The organism is Streptomyces sp. NPDC002463, from assembly GCF_042889835.1.
GTDB lineage: Bacteria > Actinomycetota > Actinomycetes > Streptomycetales > Streptomycetaceae > Streptomyces > Streptomyces nymphaeiformis.
Genome location: NZ_JBIARL010000006.1, coordinates 309306 through 327388 on the forward strand (window position 1 = coordinate 309306; position 18083 = coordinate 327388).

Annotated in this window: 17 protein-coding genes; 10 read left to right on the top strand and 7 right to left on the bottom strand. The window is 74.8% G+C overall.

Annotated features, from left to right (window positions below):
• Positions 1-55: 55 nt before the first annotated feature.
• The 3 genes from ACFYX3_RS15440 (at position 56) to ACFYX3_RS15450 (ending at position 1225) form a co-directional block, all read left to right on the top strand.
• On the top strand, positions 56-532 hold the full coding sequence (locus ACFYX3_RS15440; protein ID WP_382657660.1) for an NUDIX domain-containing protein: 477 nt from the start codon (positions 56-58) through the stop codon (positions 530-532).
• 71 nt (positions 533-603) lie between these two features.
• On the top strand, positions 604-897 hold the full coding sequence (locus tag ACFYX3_RS15445) for a hypothetical protein (protein ID WP_382657663.1): 294 nt from the start codon (positions 604-606) through the stop codon (positions 895-897).
• An 82-nt stretch (positions 898-979) separates the two neighbouring features.
• The gene (locus tag ACFYX3_RS15450) at positions 980-1225 is read left to right on the top strand and encodes a hypothetical protein (RefSeq protein WP_116162721.1); all 246 of its coding nucleotides are present in this window, start codon (positions 980-982) and stop codon (positions 1223-1225) included.
• Positions 1226-1299: 74 nt separating this feature from the next.
• Here ACFYX3_RS15450 and ACFYX3_RS15455 read toward each other — a convergent pair whose 3' ends face one another.
• Both ACFYX3_RS15455 and ACFYX3_RS15460 read right to left on the bottom strand, forming a co-directional pair.
• Positions 1300-2505 carry a cytochrome P450 gene (locus ACFYX3_RS15455; RefSeq protein WP_389013225.1) on the bottom strand — a complete coding sequence of 402 codons (1206 nt, stop codon included), beginning with the start codon at positions 2503-2505 and terminating at the stop codon, positions 1300-1302.
• Positions 2506-2611: 106 nt separating this feature from the next.
• The gene (locus ACFYX3_RS15460; protein WP_389013228.1) at positions 2612-4564 is read right to left on the bottom strand and encodes a potassium channel family protein; all 1953 of its coding nucleotides are present in this window, start codon (positions 4562-4564) and stop codon (positions 2612-2614) included.
• Between the two features lie 384 nt (positions 4565-4948).
• Here ACFYX3_RS15460 and ACFYX3_RS15465 point away from each other — a divergent pair, with 384 nt between their 5' ends.
• On the top strand, positions 4949-6190 hold the full coding sequence (locus tag ACFYX3_RS15465; RefSeq protein WP_389013073.1) for a D-alanyl-D-alanine carboxypeptidase family protein: 1242 nt from the start codon (positions 4949-4951) through the stop codon (positions 6188-6190).
• A 156-nt stretch (positions 6191-6346) separates the two neighbouring features.
• Positions 6347-6967, top strand: coding sequence for a DUF6058 family natural product biosynthesis protein (locus ACFYX3_RS15470; protein ID WP_382657669.1), 621 nt, complete (start codon positions 6347-6349; stop codon positions 6965-6967).
• Positions 6968-7016: 49 nt separating this feature from the next.
• On the opposite strand, the gene ACFYX3_RS15475 is transcribed toward ACFYX3_RS15470, so the two are convergent.
• Both ACFYX3_RS15475 and ACFYX3_RS15480 read right to left on the bottom strand, forming a co-directional pair.
• Positions 7017-9404, bottom strand: a complete 2388-nt coding sequence (locus ACFYX3_RS15475; RefSeq protein WP_389013231.1) for an ATP-binding cassette domain-containing protein — start codon at positions 9402-9404, stop codon at positions 7017-7019.
• Positions 9405-9438: 34 nt separating this feature from the next.
• Positions 9439-9678: a DUF5133 domain-containing protein gene (locus ACFYX3_RS15480; protein ID WP_359517257.1), complete on the bottom strand. Its 240-nt coding sequence runs from the start codon at positions 9676-9678 to the stop codon at positions 9439-9441.
• Positions 9679-9822: 144 nt separating this feature from the next.
• On the opposite strand from ACFYX3_RS15480, the gene ACFYX3_RS15485 reads away from it, so the two are divergent.
• Complete coding sequence (locus ACFYX3_RS15485) at positions 9823-10860, top strand: NAD-dependent epimerase/dehydratase family protein (RefSeq protein ID WP_382657678.1); 1038 nt, start codon at positions 9823-9825, stop codon at positions 10858-10860.
• A gap of 31 nt (positions 10861-10891) precedes the next feature.
• Here the strand turns inward: ACFYX3_RS15485 and ACFYX3_RS15490 are convergent, their stop codons facing one another.
• Complete coding sequence (locus ACFYX3_RS15490; protein ID WP_376590916.1) at positions 10892-11755, bottom strand: glutathione S-transferase C-terminal domain-containing protein; 864 nt, start codon at positions 11753-11755, stop codon at positions 10892-10894.
• A gap of 526 nt (positions 11756-12281) precedes the next feature.
• Here ACFYX3_RS15490 and ACFYX3_RS15495 point away from each other — a divergent pair.
• The 4 genes from ACFYX3_RS15495 to ACFYX3_RS15510 all read left to right on the top strand — a co-directional run bounded on the left by ACFYX3_RS15495 (position 12282) and on the right by ACFYX3_RS15510 (position 16073).
• Positions 12282-12737, top strand: a complete 456-nt coding sequence (locus tag ACFYX3_RS15495) for an RrF2 family transcriptional regulator (RefSeq protein ID WP_376590918.1) — start codon at positions 12282-12284, stop codon at positions 12735-12737.
• A gap of 158 nt (positions 12738-12895) precedes the next feature.
• Positions 12896-14209: an acyl-CoA dehydrogenase family protein gene (locus tag ACFYX3_RS15500; protein WP_389013079.1), complete on the top strand. Its 1314-nt coding sequence runs from the start codon at positions 12896-12898 to the stop codon at positions 14207-14209.
• A gap of 150 nt (positions 14210-14359) precedes the next feature.
• Complete coding sequence (locus ACFYX3_RS15505; protein WP_376590922.1) at positions 14360-15232, top strand: universal stress protein; 873 nt, start codon at positions 14360-14362, stop codon at positions 15230-15232.
• A gap of 139 nt (positions 15233-15371) precedes the next feature.
• The gene (locus tag ACFYX3_RS15510; RefSeq protein ID WP_389013083.1) at positions 15372-16073 is read left to right on the top strand and encodes a CAP domain-containing protein; all 702 of its coding nucleotides are present in this window, start codon (positions 15372-15374) and stop codon (positions 16071-16073) included.
• 9 nt (positions 16074-16082) lie between these two features.
• Here ACFYX3_RS15510 and ACFYX3_RS15515 read toward each other — a convergent pair whose 3' ends face one another.
• Complete coding sequence (locus tag ACFYX3_RS15515) at positions 16083-17681, bottom strand: sigma-70 family RNA polymerase sigma factor (RefSeq protein WP_389013086.1); 1599 nt, start codon at positions 17679-17681, stop codon at positions 16083-16085.
• A gap of 87 nt (positions 17682-17768) precedes the next feature.
• The gene (locus ACFYX3_RS15520) at positions 17769-18059 is read right to left on the bottom strand and encodes a hypothetical protein (protein ID WP_359517245.1); all 291 of its coding nucleotides are present in this window, start codon (positions 18057-18059) and stop codon (positions 17769-17771) included.
• Between the last annotated feature and the right edge of the window lie 24 nt (positions 18060-18083).

The window sequence follows — 18083 nt, forward strand, 5'->3', positions numbered from 1 at the left end:
CGGGACCTTGCGCGCGGGGCTGCGGCGGCCGGGCCCTTCGGACAGACTGGGGCGCATGCCGGACAAGCGCAGTGCGGGTCTCCTGGTCTACCGCCGTACGGCGGGCGGAGGCGTCGAGGTCCTCATCGGTCACATGGGCGGGCCCTTCTGGGCGTCCCGCGAGGAGTCGTCCTGGTCGATCCCCAAGGGGGAGTACGAGCCCGACGAGGCCCCCGAGGCCGCGGCACGCCGGGAGTTCCTGGAGGAGCTGGGGCTCCCGGCCCCGGACGGGGAGTGGGTCGACCTCGGCGAGGCCCGCCAGCGGAGCGGGAAGCTCGTCACCGTGTGGGCCGTCGAAGGCGATCTCGACCCGGCCGGGGTGGTGCCGGGGACCTTCGTCATGGAGTGGCCGCCCCGGTCGGGCGTCCAGGAGGAGTTCCCGGAGATCGACCGGGTGGGCTGGTTCGCGCCGGAGGCCGCCGCCCCCTTGCTCGTGTCGGGCCAGCGGGTCTTCCTGGAGCGGCTGGCAGCGCACCTCGACGGGCGGGCCTGAGGCTCCTGCCACCGCTCTGTCACCGGTCGTGGTGCGTGAGCGAGAATACGCATACGAGGCGGGGGCTCAGCGTGGATCGCACCAAGAGGCAGTGGACAGGGCTCGGCGGCTGCTTGGGTATCGCCGCGCTGGCGTCCGTCGTCCTTTCGCTCCTGCTCGCGATCCTCCTCTTCGGCCTGCCCGAAGGGGGAAAGACCGCGTTGTCCTGGTCCGACAACCTGCTGCGCTTGTCATGGATCGCCAGGATCCTTCTCCCGATCGCCCTTGCCGTGCACGTGGTGATCCGTCTCCTTCGCCCCGGCCGGACCCGACCACAGTATGGTCGCCGCCCCCGCGCCTCTGAGAGGCGCGGCAGGCTGCACTGATCCTGCCGGAGCGGCTACAGACGTGGTTGTCAGACCCGTACGAGAGAGTGGTGAGCGCCGAACTGTCGAGAGGGAGCCCGACATGACCACGATCACCGCCAGCGAGCGCGCGGCCGCCCAGGCGTACCTGCGGCTGCTCGAGTCCACCCAGGCCGTGCTGACCGACCCGCAGCTCGCCCCGTACGCGGGGGTGATGTTGACCCACCCGATGGCGGAGGCGGACGAGGCGCTGCGCGCGGCGGGCCTCGCCGGGAACGAGGACCGGCTGCTGCGCCTCGTCTCCGCCCTGCGGGCCTCCCCCGCGACGGCCAGGGGGCGCGCCGGTTGAGCCGGCGCGCCGCCCGTCGCGGCCGGGACGGGCCAGGATCGTGAAGTCGGCGTGCCCCGGAAGGCGACGCGCTCTCAGACGCCCGGGCGGACGGGGAGGGCTCGGACGCTGTTGCCGACGAATCCGGAGTGGCGGGTCAGCTCGGCCTCCGGGACCGCCAGGTCCAGGTCGGGGAAGCGGGTGAAGAGCGCCTCCAGGGCGATCGCGGCCTCCAAGCGGGCGAGCGGGGCGCCCAGGCAGTAGTGCGGGCCGTGGCCGAGCGAGAGGTGCTTCACCGTCGTGGCGCGGGTGACGTCGAAGCGGTCGGCGTCCGGGCCGTGCGCCTTCGTGTCGCGGCCCGCCGCCGAGTATCCGGCGAGGACGGGGGTGCCACGGGGGATGAGGGTGCCGTCGACGGTGAGGTCGCGGGTGGGGTAGCGGAACGGGAAGTAGCTGACGGGGCTGTCCCAGCGGAGGGTCTCCTCGACCACGTCGGCCCAGTCGGCGCGTCCCTCGACGACGAGGGCGAGCTGGTCGCGGTGGGCGCAGAGCGCGCGGACCGCGTTGGTGACGAGGTTCAGGGTGGTCTCGTGGCCCGCGACGATCATCAGGAGCAGGGTGCCGATGAGCTCCGGCTGGCTGAGCCGGTCGCCGCCCTCGTCGCGGGCGGCGATGAGGGCGCTGGTGAGGTCGTCGCCGGGCGCGGCGGCCTTGTCGGCGGCGATGGAGCCCAGGAGCTCGACGAGTTCGCGGTTGGCGGCGACGGCCTGCGCGGGCTCGGTGTCGGTGGCGACGATCAGGCTGGAGAGGTGGTGCAGCCGGCCCTGGTGGGCCGGGTCGACGCCGAGGAGCTCGCAGATGACGCCCAGCGGGAGGGGCAGCGCGTAGTGGCGGCGCAGATCGGCGACGCCGTCGCCTTCGCGGGCGGCCTCCGCAAGTCCGTCGAGCAGGCCGGCGGTGACGCTCTCGACGCGCGGGCGGAGCTCCTCGACACGGCGGGCGGTGAAGGCGCTGCTGACGAGGGTGCGCAGGCGGCGGTGGTCGGCTCCGTCGGCGGTCATCATGCCGGGGAGGACGGCGAAGGTCCGCAGCGGCCAGCCCTCGGGTATGCGGCCCTCGGCGAGGGCGGTGAAGTGCTGGGGGCCCTTGGCGACGTCGGGGTGGGTGAGGAAGTCGCGCAGCGCGTCGTGACCGAGCACCGCCACGCCCTCGATCTCGCCGGGCAGCACCACGGGGGCGACGGCGCCCTCGGCGAGCAGCCGGGCGTTCACGGCGTGCGGGCAGCCGCCGGCGGGGTCCATGCGGTGGGGCGGGCGGCCGGCGGCCGTGGTGTGCGGTGTGTTCAAGGAAGGGGCTCCTGACTGCGGGTGCGGGCCGTCTCGGCACGTGAGCGGTCAGATCCTACGGTCAACCCTGCTCTGTTCGTACGGAGTTGTCCGGCGCGCTGTCGCTGCTGGTCGCAGCACCCGGGCGAGCCCGGTCGGTCGCATCGCCCCGACCGGACCGGCCGCCCCGGTGCCGGTCACCACGGCCGAGGAGTTCGGCCAGGCCGCGGCGGGTGGCGGCCACGACGACCCGGTCCTCCGGGCCGAGGAGACGCTCGGGAGCGAGGCGCCAGCCCTCGCCGGAGGTGGTGTGGCCGGCGCGGTCGAGGGCGATGACCCGCCAGGCGCCGGGGCGGAAGGCCTCGGCGACCGTCCTGCCGTCCAGGAGCGGGTGGTCCGCGACGTCGACGGCGGCGAAGAGCAGGACACGCCGCTCGACGGGTACGGCTCCGAAGACCTGGCGGCCCACCATGGCGCCGGCGAAGGCGGGCGCCGCGAGGTGCGAGACGCTGCGGCTCCGGGTGAGGGCCCCGGGGTGGGCGGTCCGCAGGGTGCGGAAGACCGCGGTGGCGAAGTCGTCGTCGTACAGCCGCAGCACGACCCGCAGGTCGGGGGTGACGGCGCGGGCGGAGAGCGCGGCCTCCAGGTTGGTGATGTCGACGCTGGTCAGGGCGAGGAGCGCGTGCGCGCGGTGGATGCGGGCCGCTTCCAGGACGCCTTCCTCGGTGACGTCGCCGATGACGGTGGGGACGCGCAGCCGTCGGGCGACGGCGATGCCCCGGGCTTCCGGGTCGGATTCGACGCACACCACCGGGATGTTGAGTCTGCGGAGTCGGGCGAGGACGCGGGTGCCGACCTTGCCGAGCCCGAGGAGGACGACGTGGCCGGAGAGGCCGCGCGGGGGACGGCGCAGGGTGGTCGCGCTGCGGAAGGTGCCGAGGCCTTCGAGGAGGGCGGCGACGATCACCGGGAGCAGCAGGAGGCCGACGAACCCCGCGAGGATCTGCAGGACCTGGCGGCCGGTCGGTTCACCGACCGCGGGGTCGCCGATGGCGAAGATGTCGAGGAGCGTCAGATAGGCGGCGTGCAGGGGGTGGTCGCCGGTGATGAAGGTGGAGGCGAGAGCGAGCGCGAGGACCGCGGCGACGGCGCCCGCGAGGGACCAGCGCAGACGGCGGGAGAAGAGCGAGGCGACGGGCAGCGCGGAGGCGGCGAGGCGAGCCGCGGGGAGGGCCGGGCCCGCCGGTGTGACCGCTTCGAGGGTGACGGCGGCCCGTCCGGTGGCGGCGGCGACGGTCCGGTCGTCCGGGAGGAGTCGCGGGCCGGCGTCGCCGCTGCGTTCGGAGCCCTCGCAGCCGGCCGGGTCGCCGGCGGTGGCGGAGAGCAGGGCGAGCGTGCAGAGGCCGGGGTCCGGCGCTTGGCCCGCGACGGGCGGCCGGTCGACGGCGTGCAGGAGCAGTCCACCGGCCTGGACCACTTTGCTGGTCCCCGCGACGGCGGCCGCGGCGAGGCCGGGAGCCGCGGTGTCGACGTCGGAGAGGACCGTGGTGGCGGCGTCGAGCTTCTCGGGGTCGAGGCCGGGCTCGGCGACGACGGCGGCCTGGTCGAGAAGGGTTTCGAGGTGCTGACCCAGCTTGCGGTTGTAGAGCCGGATCACCAGGCGCAGGCGGGGGTTGAGACGGCGGGCGGTCAGCGCGGCCCGGATGTTGGTCTCGTCGTCCTCGTGGACGAGCGCGAGAGCTGCGGCGCGCTCCGCCCCGGCGTCCGTCAGGGCCCGGTGGTCGGCCTCCGCCGCCTCGACGACCCGCAGGGCGCCCACCGGATCGACGCCGTCCGCCGGGGCCGCGGCCCCGGCGGTGCGGGTCACCGCGGCGGTCACCCGCCCGAAGAGGGCGAGGGCCCGGCCGGTGCGGCCGGCGGGTGTGCGGGGCTCGTCGGGCAGCACCGGCACCAGGAGGGTGACCTGTTCCCCGTACACCTCGTGGAGTTCGCGCGCGAGCCGGTGGGCGAGGGCGTCGCCGCCGCACACGATCATGTGTCCGGCAGGGCCGGTGCGGGAGTGCCGCTCGGTCCCGAGGACGGACGCGCCGAACGGGCCGCCGGCGGGTGGCCCGGGCGATCGGGCGGGGCCGGGGACGGACCGGCCCGCCGGTTCGGCGGCCGCTCCGGTCGCTCGGTCCGGAACGGCGTTGCTCTGGTTCGGGTGTGAGGGCACGTCACAAGGATGCCCTGCGCCTCCGACAGCGGGGGCGGGCCGGACGGGGCCGGCGTCCGGGCACCACCGGGGCGGACTTCCACGGCGGGTCCGGCCACGACACCACCCGGGCGGACGCACGACTCGCCGCCGTACGCCGCATCCGCTCCCCCGGTCGGCGCACTTCGATCTGCGCGGTCCGCACGCCCTTCCTACGGTGGCTGAATGATCGTCACGTCAGCTGTCCGTCATGCCGCCGCCGGTTCCGCGGCGCTGCTGTTCGTGCTGCCCGTTCCGGCGGCCGTCGCCTCTCCCCCGGCCCCTGCGCGCGTCGTGGGGGAGCCCACGCCGCCCGCGCGCCAGTACGTCGACCCGGCGCGGCTCGACCGGCGGGGAACCCAGGTGCAGCGGCTGCCGGGTGCGCCCGCCGTGCCCTCGCTGTCCGCGCTGTCGTGGGTGGTGGCGGACGCCTCCTCGGGCGAGGTGCTCGCCGCGCACGACGCGCACCGGAAGCTGCCGCCCGCCAGCACCCTGAAGGCGCTGTTCGCGCTCACCGCGCTCCCCCACCACGCGCCGTCCGAGCGGCACACCGTGGCCGATTCCGAGCTGACCGGGATCGGGGCGGGGAGCAGCATGGTCGGGGTGAAGGAGGGGTACACGTACAAGGTCTCCGACCTGTGGAACGGCGTCTTCCTCAGCTCGGGCAACGACGCCGTGCACGTCCTGGCGTCGATGAACGGCGGCTGGGAGTCGATGACCCGGCAGATGCAGGAGAAGGCCCGCTCCCTGGGTGCCGAGGACACCCACGTGGTCTCCCCTGACGGGTACGACGCCCCCGGTCAGGTGTCCTCCGCGTACGACCTGGCGGTGTTCGGCCGGGCCGGGCTCCAGGACCCGGACTTCGCCCGGTACTGCTCGACGCCGTACGCCGAGTTCCCGGCCGGCTCCTGGTCGTACGGCATCGCCAACACCAACCGGCTCCTGACCGGCGAGAACGGGGTGGAGCGCTACCCGGGGCTCCTCGGGATCAAGAACGGCTACACCAGCAACGCGGGCAACACCCTGATCTCCGCTGCCCGTCGCGGCGACCGGACGCTCGTCGTCTCGGTGATGAACCCTCAGGCGGGTGGCGGTTTCACCGTGTACGAGGAGGCGCGGGAACTGCTCGACTGGGGCTTCGAGGCCGCGGGCCGGGTGCAGGCGGTGGGCTCGCTCGCGCCGGTACGGGCGAAGGCGGCGGCCGGCTCGGGCACGCGGACCGTGTCGGTGGCCCGCCAGGGACGCGGCGCCGAGGCGGAGGCGCCCCGGTCGGGGGCGCGGACGGTGGCGGCGCCCCCGAAGAAGGCCACGGAGGAGGAGGGCTCCGGCCCGTCGGCCGGGCTGCCGCTGACCCTGGTGGGCTCGGCCTGCGCCGCCGCGCTCGCCCTGTGGGGTTGGCGGCGCAGGAAGCCGGCCGACCGGGCCTGAGGGCCCGCGTCATGGACCGCCGGTCGTGCGGCGCCACTGGAGACACCGGACCGGGTGGGCCGGCGACGGTTCGGTGGGCGCCGCACGATCCGGCTTCTAGCCTGCGGGAACACCGTCCGGGACCGGCCCGGACGGCCTTCCCGAGGGAGTGACGCCATGACGGACAGGACGCCCGCCGCCGTACGGATCGCCGAGATGGCCGAGCGGTTCCGCGAGGTGAACGGCGACCATCCGATGACCGCCGACGACGACGCGTACGTCACCGCGCAGTTCGTCCCCCTGGAGGCGCTGTGCGGCGCGCTCGGCCGGGACCCCGACGAGGTCCGGCGGCTGATGCTCGCCGGCCTGCTGCCGCTGCCCGGCTACCTGCGGTCGGACGGCGCCGAGATGGTGCCGCGCGATCTGTTCGCCCTCGCCGACGCGGCGGGCGGGGTCGAGCACCTGCGGACGTGGTTCACGGGGCACTGGGAGGACCCCGCGCAGGGGGACGCCGAGTGGGCGGCCTATCTGAGCGGCCGGTACGTCTGCCTGCACGCGGTCACCCCGGCGGGCATCCGCCGGAAGGCGGAGCTGACGGCGGAGATCACCGCGCGCCTCGCGGCGGCCGGGGACGATCCCTCGCCGGAGTGGCGCCTCGCCCTCCACGCGCGCGTGGACGAGCTGGACGCCCTGGAGCCGGCGTTCACGGCGTACGACCGGCTGCGGTTCGGCGGACCGGTCTCACGGGACACGTGCGTGGACGCGCCCCGGACGCTGTTCCCCCGCGTGCCCCGCTGAGCGGCGGTCCGGCGGCCGAAGCCCCGGGCCACCGCCCGTGCCCGTCCGGTCAGGCGCCGACGTACTCCGCCAGGTGCTCCCCCGTGAGGGTCGATCGGGTCGCGACGAGGTCGGCGGGGGTGCCCTCGAAGACGATCTTTCCGCCGTCGTGGCCCGCGCCGGGGCCCAGGTCGATGATCCAGTCGGCGTGCGCCATGACCGCCTGGTGGTGCTCGACGACGATGACGGACTTGCCGGAGTCCACGAGCCGGTCGAGGAGGCCGAGGAGCTGCTCGACGTCGGCGAGGTGGAGGCCGGTGGTCGGCTCGTCGAGGACGTAGACGCCGCCCTCGTCGGCCATGTGCGTGGCCAGCTTGAGCCGCTGCCGTTCGCCGCCGGAGAGCGTGGTGAGCGGCTGGCCGAGGCTCAGGTAGCCGAGGCCGACGTCGGCGAGCCGGGCGAGGATGCGCTGCGCGGCCGGGGTGTGCGCCTCGCCGGAGGCGAAGAACTCCGCGGCCTCGGTCACGGGCATCGCGAGCACCTCGCTGATGTCCCGGCCGCCGAGGAGGTATTCGAGCACGGAGGGCTGGAACCGCTTGCCCTCGCAGTCCTCGCAGGTGGAGGAGACGCCGGCCATCATCCCGAGGTCGGTGTAGATGACGCCCGCGCCGTTGCAGGTGGGGCAGGCGCCCTCGGAGTTGGCGCTGAACAGCGCGGGCTTCACGCCGTTGGCCTTGGCGAAGGCCTTGCGGATCGGGTCGAGCAGTCCGGTGTACGTGGCGGGGTTGCTGCGCCGGGAGCCGCGGATCGCGGCCTGGTCGACGGAGACGACCTCCTCGCCGGCGGGGATCGAGCCGTGCACGAGGGAGCTCTTGCCGGAGCCGGCGACGCCGGTGATGACGGTGAGCACCCCGAGCGGGATGTCGACGTCGACGTCGCGGAGGTTGTGCGTGGACGCGCCGCGGATCTTCAGGGCCCCGGTGGGCCTGCGCACGGACTCCTTGACGGCGGCCCGGTCGTCGAGGTGGCGGCCGGTGACGGTGTCGGCGGCGCGCAGACCGTCCACGGTGCCCTCGAAGCAGACGGTGCCGCCGGCCGTGCCGGCGCCGGGGCCGAGGTCGACGACGTGGTCGGCGATCGCGATGGCCTCCGGCTTGTGCTCCACGACGAGAACCGTGTTGCCCTTGTCCCGCAGCTGGAGCAGCAGGTCGTTCATCCGCCGGATGTCGTGCGGGTGCAGGCCGATGGTGGGCTCGTCGAAGACGTACGTGACATCGGTGAGCGAGGACCCGAGGTGGCGGATCATCTTGACGCGCTGGGCCTCGCCGCCCGACAGCGTGCCGGACGGCCGGTCCAGGGAGAGGTAGCCGAGGCCGATCTCGACGAAGGAGTCGAGGGTCAGCTGGAGCGCGGTGAGCAGCGGCGCCACCGAAGGATCGTCGAGTCCGCGGACCCAGGCGGCGAGGTCGCTGATCTGCATGGCGCAGGCGTCGGCGATGCTGATCCGCTCGATCTTCGAGGCCCTGGCTCCTTCGCTGAGCCGCGTGCCCTCGCACTCGGGGCAGGTGGTGAAGGTGACGGCCCTCTCGACGAAGGCCCGGATGTGGGGCTGCATGCCCTCCTTGTCCTTGGCCAGGAAGGACTTCTGGATGCGCGGGATCAGGCCCTCGTAGGTCATGTTGATGCCGGCGATCTTCATCCGGACCGGCTCGTGGTGGAGGAAGTCCGCGAGTTCCTTCTTGGTGTACCTGCGGATCGGCTTGTCCTGGTCGACGAAGCCGGACTCGCTGTAGAGCCGGTAGTTCCAGCCGCCGGGGGTGTAGCCGGGGATGGTGAGCGCGCCCTCGGCGAGCGACTTGGTGTCGTCGTAGAGCTGGGTGAGGTCGATGTCGGAGACCGTGCCCCGGCCCTCGCAGCCCGGGCACATGCCGCCGGTGCGCTCGAAGGTCGCCTTCTCGGTCTTCTTGCTGCCGCGCTCGACGGTGATCGCGCCGCTGGCCCGGACCGAGGGGACGTTGAAGGCGTAGGCGCTGGGCGGGCCGACGTGCGGCTCGCCGAGGCGGCTGAAGAGGATCCGCAGCATCGCGTTGGCGTCGGTGGCGGTGCCGACGGTGGAGCGGGGGTCGGCGCCGAGGCGCTGCTGGTCGACGATGATCGCGGTCGTCAGGCCTTCGAGGACGTCGACCTCGGGGCGGGCGAGCGTCGGCATGAAGCCCTGCACGAAGGAGCTGTACGTCTCGTTGATCAGCCGCTGCGACTCGGCGGCGATCGTGTCGAACACGAGGGAGCTCTTGCCCGAGCCGGAGACGCCGGTGAAGACCGTGAGGCGGCGCTTCGGGATCTCGATGCTCACGTCCTTGAGGTTGTTCTCGCGCGCGCCGTGCACGCGGATCAGGTCGTGCCGGTCGGCGGCGTGGGGCGCGGACGCCTGCTCGTCCGCCCTCGGGGCCTTGCTCATCGTGTCTCCAGCCTTCGCGTTCATGGCTGTCACGCTACTGGCGGCACGGGGGCCATGCTTCTCGATTCCTGCTCTTCTGCGTCGTGACGTACCGCTCCGCGGCGAGGACGGCCTCTCCGGCGGTGCGCACCCCCATCAGTACGCAGAGGGTGTACGCCGTGTCCTCGAAGCGCCGGCGGGCCGACAGGTCGCACGGCCTGTCCAGCACGGTGCGCTCCTGGGCGCGGAAGTGCCGGAGCAGCCGGTCGACGGTGTTCCTGTCGGGCAGCAGCATGGCCGTTTCTCCTGTCTCCTGAGTCGCTCCATATTCCCGGTCGTCGGCCACGCCCGCGACCGATACGGACACGCTGCGTGACCGGCGTGGCCTGGGGCGGCTGCCGGAATGCGGTTCCGCCGCCCATGACAGAGGGTCGGAGACATGAACCCGAGCACGCTTTCGCGCGTCGTCGTCACGGGCGCCACCGGCAACGTCGGCACGAGCCTGGTCCGGCTCCTGGCCCGTGAACCGGGTGTCGGCTCCGTCCTCGGCATCGCCCGTCGCCGGCCGGGCCTCGACCTCCCCGGGGTGGAGTGGGCCGAGCTGGATCTCTCCCATGAGGGGGACGAACCGCGGCTCGCGCAGTACGTGGCGGACGCGGACGCGGTGGTGCACCTGGCATGGCGGTTCGGGCCGACCCATGACCCGGTGGAGACCTGGCGGACCAACGTCCTGGGCTCGGTGCGCGTCTTCGACGCGGTGGCGGCGGCGCGGGTGCCGGTCCTGGTGTACGCCTCCTCGGTGGGCGCGTACTCCCCGGGGCCCGAGGGCGGCGCCCCGGTGTCCGAGTCCTGGCCGACGCACGGCTGGCCGGGCGCCGCGTACACCCGGGAGAAGGCCTATCTGGAGCGGGTCCTCGACACCTTCGAGCGGGATCATCCGCTGACCCGGGTGGTGCGGATGCGTCCGGCCTTCCTCTTCAAGGAGGAGTCGGCGAGCGGGCAGCGGCGGATCTTCGCGGGGCGGTTCTTCCCCGGTCAGCTGATGCGGCCCGAACTGCTGCCGCTGCTCCCGGAGTTCCAGGGGCTGCGGTTCCAGGTCCTGCACACCGAGGACGCGGCGGACGCCTACCGCAGGGCACTCCTGCATGACGTCCGGGGCGCGTTCAACCTCGCCGCCGAGCCGGTGATCGACGGCCCGACGCTGGGCGGGCTGCTGAACGCCAAGCCGGTGAAGGTGCCCGCCGGCGCGGTACGGGGTGCCCTGTCGGCGGCCTGGCGGCTGCGGCTCGTCCCGGCCTCCCCGGGGCTCTTCGACGCGCTGCGGCACCTGCCGCTGCTCGCCACCGAGCGGGCCCGGCGGGAGCTGGGCTGGGAGCCGGCTTCGAGCTCGCTCGACGCCCTGGAGGCGTTCCTGCGCGGGGTCCGCGCGGGTGCGGGCGACGACACGGCCCCGCTGGCGGGGCACCGCATCGGCTGACGGACCCCGCAGGCGGCAGGCGCCGGTCCGGTCAGCGGGCGGCGGACCAGTCGACGAGACGTATCGCGGCGCCCGCGGCCTCGCGGCCCCGGCAGTGGGCGCGGTGGCGGCGCAGCAGGGCGTCGATGTCGAGGTGGCGGGCGAACTCGGCGCGGGCGGCGAGGCGCTGGGCGTAGGCCCACAGCGCGGGGTGGGCGGCGACCCGGTCCATGGCGGCGGCGTCGAGGTGCCAGCGGTGCACGGTGTCGAGCTGGACGAGGGTGACCCAGACGTGCACGTCGGCGGCGGTGGGGGCGTCGCCGAGGACGTACGGGTGGTGGGCGAGGCGGCGTTCGAGGGAGCCGAGCGCCGCGAAGAGGACGGTGAGCGGGTCGCGGTGGGCGGAGGCGTCGTCGAGACCGAGTTCGCCGGCGCGCTGGGCGGCCCGGTTGACGCTCCGCTCGCACAGGTCGGCGATCGCGTCGATGGTGTCGCGGTGTGCCTCGGGCAGCAGCTCGGGGCCGTCGCCGCGGAAGCGCAGGGCGAGGTCGCGGAGGATGTCGGGGACGTGGGTGCTGACGATCCGTCCGGTCCATCCGTCGCTGAGGACGGGGGCGGCGGCCGGGCCGGTGTAGAGGTGGGCGCTCGCCTCGTACAGCGGGCGGAGCGCCGCGTACCCGCCGTCGGGCGTGTCGGGGGTGCCGGGGAGCACGGCGAGCGGGAGCGTGTCGTCGAGTCCGAGGAGGCTGTGGGTGAGGGCGATGCCCAGACACCGGGGGTCGGCCGGGTCGACGTGGAGGCGGTAGCGGTGCGGGACGGCGTAGTGGCCGCTGCTCGCGTCGCGGCCGATGCGGCCCCGGAAGACGGGCACGGCGACGGAGGCGGGCAGGAGCGAGGACGGGACGACGAAGGACATGGTTCTCCCTTGGGGGTGCTCGGTGCCGGGCCGGGCGGCGCGCGACGGCTCCGGTCGCGACGGGGCGACACGGCGGCCGGGCGGGGCCGGGGCGGCAGAGGTACGGGAAGAGGAGACGGGCGGACCGGGGCGGGCGGTTCAGCGCTCGGGGCGAACGCCCGCGCGGGGACGGCGACTCGCCGCGCTGCATACCCGCAGCAGATCGATGTGCCGGCGGGAGGTGAGGGGCAGCGAGCGCGGGAGGGGAGCGGCGGGCGAGGTGTCCCTCCGGCCGGTGCGTCCCATGGTTTTCCTACCTGTTCGCTCGGTTTCCCGTCCCCGAGTGTCCGGCGGGCCACAGGGGACGTCAAGAGTGCGGGACGGGGCGTCTCACGGCTCGATACGGCTCGGCGCGGATAGCTCACGAGCGGTACGGACCCCCGCTCACGAGCGGTGCGAGCCGCCGCACGCGCACGGCCGAGCCGCCGCACGCGCGCCGGGAGTCCGGCGCACGGATCGGGGCGCGGCCGTGCGGAATAATGCGCGCATGCGCATTTCAGCCAGGGCCGACTACGCGGTGCGGGCCGCCCTCCAGCTCGCCGCCGCCGAGGACGCGGGGCCGCTGAAGGCCGAGGCCATCGCGGCGGACCAGGACATCTCGCACAAGTTCCTGGAGGGCATCCTCGGCGACATGCGCAGGGGCGGTCTGGTGCAGAGCCAGCGCGGCGGCAACGGCGGGTACTGGCTGGCCCGGCCGGCCGCGACGATCTCCGTCGCGGACGTCATCCGCTGCGTGGAGGGCCCGCTGGTCTCCGTGCGGGGGGAGCGGCCGCCGGACCTGTCGTACACGGGTCCCGCCGAGTCGCTGCTGACGCTGTGGATCGCGCTGCGGGCGAGCGTCCGCGGCGTCCTCGGGGTGTCCCTCGCGGAGCTCGCGGCGGCGAAGCTGCCGGCCGGGATCGTCGCGCTCGCGGACGACCCGGAGGCGTGGACCAACCCCTGACCGGCGCGGTCGACCTCCCGCCACCTGCGCGAACCTGACGCCGTCTCGACGATCGATACGACCTTGTCCAGCCTGTGGACGCCCCTTGGGGCCGCGCGGTCGCCTCTGTCAGTATCCCTACTATTCCAGTGGGGATACTAGGGATCAGGTGAGGTGACGTGAGTACGCCGAGGAAATCGCCGAAGAGACCAGCGATACGCACCGCCTCCGCACCGCCCGGCCGGCCCGTCGAGCGGCCCGCCGACGACGAGATCTGGCCCCGCGTCACCCGCGAGCTCGCCGACGACCTCGCCGTCGACGCCCTCAGCAGGGACCGGGCCGGCAAGGCCCCCTTCGACGAGGTCGCGCGCCTCCAGGAGGCGGGACTGCCCGCACTCCTCACGGCGCCGGGACCGACCCGGCGGGGCGCCGACTGGCGGGCCGCCTGTGCCGTCGTACGGGAGATCTCCGCCGCCGACAGCTCGGTCGGCGAACTCCTCGCCCACCACTACGCGCTGTCCTGGAGCAGCCGCTTCTTCGGCTCCGGGCCCGACGCCGGCGACGCGCTCGCCCTCGACGTGCGGACGGCCGAGGAGAGCTGGCTGCTCGCCGGCGGCGTCGAGCCGCCGCGCGGCGAGTCCGGCCCCGGCCTCACGCTCACCCCCGCCGACGGCCCCGGCGGCGGCTGGATCCTCGACGGGCAGCGCGCCTTCGTCTCCGGCGTGACGGTCGCCGACCGGCTCGTCGTCGGCGCACGGCCCGGCGGCACCGGCGAACTGCTCGTCCTCCTCGTGGACCCCGCCCACCCGGGGGTGTTCACGGAAGCCGCCGCGGACCGGGTCGGTCAACGCCTCGCCGGAGCCGGCACCGTCACCTTCGACCGGGTCCCGGTGGACGCCGCGCACGTCCTCGGCACCCTCCCGCACGACGAGCACTCCGTCGCGCCCTTCACCACCCTCGCGCCGCTCGCCCTGCGGCTGCTCCTCGTCCAGGTCGGACTCGGCATCGCCGAGGGCGCGCTCGCCGAGGCCCGGGACATCAGCCGCGCCGGACACGCGGGACCCGCCGGCGCCGACCGCGCGGGAGGCCCGCCTGCGGACGCCGGGGACGACCCGTACCTCCTGCTCGCCTACGGGGAGCTGGCGACGGCCGCGCACGCCGCCGCGGCGGTGGTGGAGCGGGCGACGGACGCCCTCGCGCGGGGGCTGCTCGCCGAGTGGTCGCTGGGCCTGGAGGAACGCGCCGACATCGCCGTCCTCGTGGCGGCGGCCGAGACCGTCACCGGCCGGGCGGCCGTCCACGTCACCACCCGCATCCTGGAACTCGTCGACGGCACGACCGGCGCCGAGGCCCACGGCGGCGGGCCGGGCTTCGACCGCTTCTGGCGCAACGCCCGCGCGCTCACCGCCCCCACACAGGCGGCCCACCGGCTCCGCGACATCGGGGACCACTACCTCAACGGCACCCACGCCCGGCTGACGCTACTGGCCTGAGCCCCCTGGAGGCCTCCTCCCCGTCGAAAGGACGGATGGTCCGGAATGTCGGGCCATCCGGCCCTCTCGTCAAGGCGCCGGATGGCCCAAGCTGGAGGCAGAAGGGCCTGCCGCCGGGCGGGCCGTCATGACACGCACGGAGGCAGCCTGATGAGTCGTGAGATCGTCGCAGGAGTGGACGGTTCCCCCGAGAGCCTCGCCGCGGCCGGCTGGGCCGCCCGGGAGGCACTGCACCGGGGCCTCCCGCTACGGCTCGCGCACGCCTGGCGCTGGGAACCGCTCGACCTGCCCCTGGTCCAGGACCCCGACGAGCAGCAGCGCGCGGCGTACGCCGTCCTGCGCGAGGCCGAGGCCACCATCGCCGAGCGCCACCCGGAGCTCGCCCTCACGGCCACGCTGCTCCCCGACACCCCGGTCTCCGCGCTGCTCGGCACCGAGGACACGGCCGAGATGCTCGTCATCGGCTCGCGCGGCCACGGCGCCGTCGCCGGCTTCCTGCTCGGCTCGTACGGGCAGCAGGTCATCGCCGCCTCCTCCCGCCCCGTCGTCGCCGTCCGGTCCCGCGACGGCGAGCAGGCCGAACCGCCGTCGGGTCACGTGCTCGTCGGCCAGCTCGGCAGCCCGGAGGACAGCGCGGCCGCGCTCGGCTTCGCCTTCGAGACCGCCGCCGCGCGCGGGGCGGCCGTCCGGGCCGTGCGCGCCTGGAGCCTGCCGTCGCTGTACGCGTACAGCCCGGGCTCGATGCGGCTCGCGGACGAGGCCGGCGGGCTCGTCCCGTACGAGGAGAAGGCGCTGCGCGAGGCGCTCGCCCCCTGGCGCGAGCGGTACCCCGACGTGCCGGTCGCCGAGCACGTCGAGCTGGGCAGCGCGGGTGAGGTGCTGCTGTCCGCCTCGGGCGGCGCCCAGCTCCTCGTCGTCGGCCGGCGGGCGAAGCGCGGGGCCCTCGGGTCGCGGATCGGTTCCGTCGCGCACGCGGCGCTCCACCTCGCGCCCTGCCCGGTGGCGGTGATCCCGCAGGGCTGACAGGCTCGGACGTGGGTTGACGCGCCGCGTTGACGAGGTGTGTCGGGGCGGTCGGTGCCGGAAAGTCTTACCGCCGTCGCCCCCGGTGGCTCTCACGGCACCGGAACACCCGGCGACCTCGGCGAGAGAGCGGAGCTCCATGCGGCACCACGACCGTCCCGGCCCCACCGAATCCGTCCAGGACCCGGCGCGCCCCGACCGCCTCGACGACCACCGGCCCCGCGCCGTGGGCCGGCACCGCAGAGCGGGCGGGGCGCGGCGGCGCGGGCCGCGCCGTCCGTCGTTCCGTACGGCCGTCCTCCTCGGCGGATCCGCGGCGGCGGTGCTCACGGTGGTGACCGGGATGTACGTGGCCACGCCGGCCACCGGCACGACGCCGGCCGGGGCGCCGGGCGAGGTCGCGGCGGTGCCGGTGCAGGTCGCCGCGGCACCTGGTCAGGCCGCGGCCGGGAAGGCCGCGCGGTTCGTGCAGGACGTCGTCGAGCTGGCCAACGCCGAGCGCGAGAAGGCCGGTTGCGGACCGCTGCGCTCCGAGGGACACCTGCGGAACGCCGCCCAGGGGCACGCCGACGACATGGCCGCCCGCGACTACTACGAGCACCACAGCCCGGAGGGGCGGGACGCGGGCGACCGGATGAGCGGCGCGGGGTACGCGTGGTCGGCCTGGGGGGAGAACATCCACCGCGGGCCGAAGACCCCGGCCAAGGCCATGGCGGACTGGATGGACAGTCCCGGGCACCGGGCGAACATCCTCAACTGCTCGTTCAGGGACGTCGGCGTCGGCGTGACCCTCGCCGCCAACGGGCCCTGGTGGGTGCAGGACTTCGGCGTCCGCCGCTGAGGACTCGCCTCAGGGGGAAGCCAGTTGCTGCACCCAGATGCGGCCGGCCGGTCCGGGCACCGACGCCACGCCGGTGTCCCGGTACCGGCAGTCGAGCATGTTCTCCTCGTGCATGGCCCCGTCCTGCCAGTCCTCGACGACGGTCTCCGGATCGGTCGCGCCGCGCGCCAGGTTCTCGGCCCAGGCGCTCCAGTCGTATCCGGCGGCGGTGATCCGGGCGTCCGCGAACTCGCCCTCGGGGTTTCTGTGCCCGTAGTAGCCGCGCGCGACCATGTCGCGGGCGGAGGCCCGGGCCGCCACGACCAGCCGGGGATCGGTCCGCAGCGGCGCGCAACCGGCTGCGGCCCGCAGCCGGTTGACGAGCGCGGTGACCCGCTCCCCCACGTCGGGCACGGGCGTCGGGCGCGGCGTACGGCGGGGTGTGGGAGCGGCGGTCGTCGGTGCGGGGGTGGTGGCGGTCGGGCTCGGCGGGGCCGTGGCCGGTGCGGCCGTCACCGGAGGCGCGGCGACCGGCCGCCCGGGCCTGAGCTGCACCTCCGGCCGTGGAGGTACGAGAAGGGCGACCGCCCCGAGCACGGCGACGGCCGCACCGCCGGCGACGAAGGCGCGCCGCAGCGAGGCCGACCGCCCGGCGGTGGCGGAGGCGTCAGCCTGCGTGGGCACGTGGGTCGCGCCCTCGGCCCCCGGCGCATGGGCCTGCGCCGGCATGTGGCCGACGTGATCGGCGCCGGGCGCACCGGCCACGTGCCCGGTGCCGGACGTGCCCGGCGCACCGGGCAGTTCGGACGCGTGCGCGGCCCACTCCGTCGCCGGTGCGTCCGTGAGCGTGCTCGCGGCCGTCAGGGGTGGGACCAGGCCGATGCCGACGAGGAGGCCCTCGACGGGGGCGAGGCCGCGGCGGCCGGTCGCTCGGGAGGTGCAGGCGGTGCAGGTGCGCAGGTGGCGGGCTATCCGCTTGCGCCAGAGCGGGGAGGGGCGGCCGTCCCAGGCCTCGACCGTGCCGGCGAGTTCCGGGCACGGCGGCAGCGCGTCCAGGGCGCGGACCACGGCACGACCGGTGTCCAGGCGCTCCTTCATCCGCTTGACGCGGACGGCGGCGTGCTGCGGGCTGACGCCGAGGCCCTCGGCGAGCTCGGCGCGGGTGAGTTCGCCGGCGGCCTCCAGCCACCACAGGGCGAGGAGTTCGGCGTCGTCCTCGTCGAGCCAGCGCGTGGCGCGGGCCACGTCGCGGCGCTGCCCGGACAGGCCGAGGCGGAGGATGGTGAGCTCGGTGAAGTCGCCGGCCGGGTCGGCGAGGTCCACGGCCCGGTCGAGACCGGGCACGGGCGCGCGCCGGTGTTCGTGCCAGCGGCGCCGTATCCCGTTCATGGCGATGGCGACGAGCCAGGACCGGAAGCGGGACGGGTCGCGCAGGCCGGTGAGGCCGTCGAGGGCGCGGACCATCGTCTCCTGGACGATGTCGTCCGTGTCGGCGTGGCCGTCGAGGGCCCGGCCGACGATGTTGTGGACGAGCGGCAGGTGAGCGCGGACCAGTGTGTCCCTGGCGTCCGCGTCACCCGCTCTGGCCGCCTCCACGAGGACGGTGGTGCGCCGCTCGTCGCTGTGCATCGATGTGCTCCCTCATCCCTGGTCCGAGTCCCCCGTGACAGGAGATCCGTGGGCGTGGGAGGGATAACGGTTTCTGCGGGACAGCTGCTATCTCGGTGGTACGGGCAGGCGCGGGACCGTGGCCCCGTTCCCCTCCCGGACGGCTGCCACGACGGCGTCGTGGAGCTCGCGGCTCTCCTCCTCCGAATCGCACGGAACGGGACTGCCCGACATGGTGAACCAGTCGGATGCGCCGCTGTACTGCACGGCCACGCGTGCCTCGCGCTCGGCCCAGGTCGTGTGGACGGTCAGATCGCCCGTGACGACTCCGGCCTCGTCGGTCAGCACCCCACCTCGCCCGGTGTAGACACCGGCGGTCGTCCAAGATGCCCAGCTCATGCCCTCCAGGGTCACACCCGGAGG

Coding starts and splice junctions, on each gene's coding strand:
- ACFYX3_RS15440 (WP_382657660.1), top strand. CDS start 56: ATGCCGGACAAGCGCAGTGCGGGTCTCCTGGTCTACCGCCGTACGGCG.
- ACFYX3_RS15450 (WP_116162721.1), top strand. CDS start 980: ATGACCACGATCACCGCCAGCGAGCGCGCGGCCGCCCAGGCGTACCTG.
- ACFYX3_RS15455 (WP_389013225.1), bottom strand. CDS start 2,505: ATGGACCCCGCCGGCGGCTGCCCGCACGCCGTGAACGCCCGGCTGCTC.
- ACFYX3_RS15460 (WP_389013228.1), bottom strand. CDS start 4,564: ATGATCGTGTGCGGCGGCGACGCCCTCGCCCACCGGCTCGCGCGCGAA.
- ACFYX3_RS15465 (WP_389013073.1), top strand. CDS start 4,949: ATGATCGTCACGTCAGCTGTCCGTCATGCCGCCGCCGGTTCCGCGGCG.
- ACFYX3_RS15470 (WP_382657669.1), top strand. CDS start 6,347: ATGACGGACAGGACGCCCGCCGCCGTACGGATCGCCGAGATGGCCGAG.
- ACFYX3_RS15475 (WP_389013231.1), bottom strand. CDS start 9,404: ATGAGCAAGGCCCCGAGGGCGGACGAGCAGGCGTCCGCGCCCCACGCC.
- ACFYX3_RS15480 (WP_359517257.1), bottom strand. CDS start 9,678: ATGCTGCTGCCCGACAGGAACACCGTCGACCGGCTGCTCCGGCACTTC.
- ACFYX3_RS15485 (WP_382657678.1), top strand. CDS start 9,823: ATGAACCCGAGCACGCTTTCGCGCGTCGTCGTCACGGGCGCCACCGGC.
- ACFYX3_RS15490 (WP_376590916.1), bottom strand. CDS start 11,755: ATGTCCTTCGTCGTCCCGTCCTCGCTCCTGCCCGCCTCCGTCGCCGTG.
- ACFYX3_RS15495 (WP_376590918.1), top strand. CDS start 12,282: ATGCGCATTTCAGCCAGGGCCGACTACGCGGTGCGGGCCGCCCTCCAG.
- ACFYX3_RS15505 (WP_376590922.1), top strand. CDS start 14,360: ATGAGTCGTGAGATCGTCGCAGGAGTGGACGGTTCCCCCGAGAGCCTC.
- ACFYX3_RS15510 (WP_389013083.1), top strand. CDS start 15,372: ATGCGGCACCACGACCGTCCCGGCCCCACCGAATCCGTCCAGGACCCG.
- ACFYX3_RS15515 (WP_389013086.1), bottom strand. CDS start 17,681: ATGCACAGCGACGAGCGGCGCACCACCGTCCTCGTGGAGGCGGCCAGA.
- ACFYX3_RS15520 (WP_359517245.1), bottom strand. CDS start 18,059: ATGAGCTGGGCATCTTGGACGACCGCCGGTGTCTACACCGGGCGAGGT.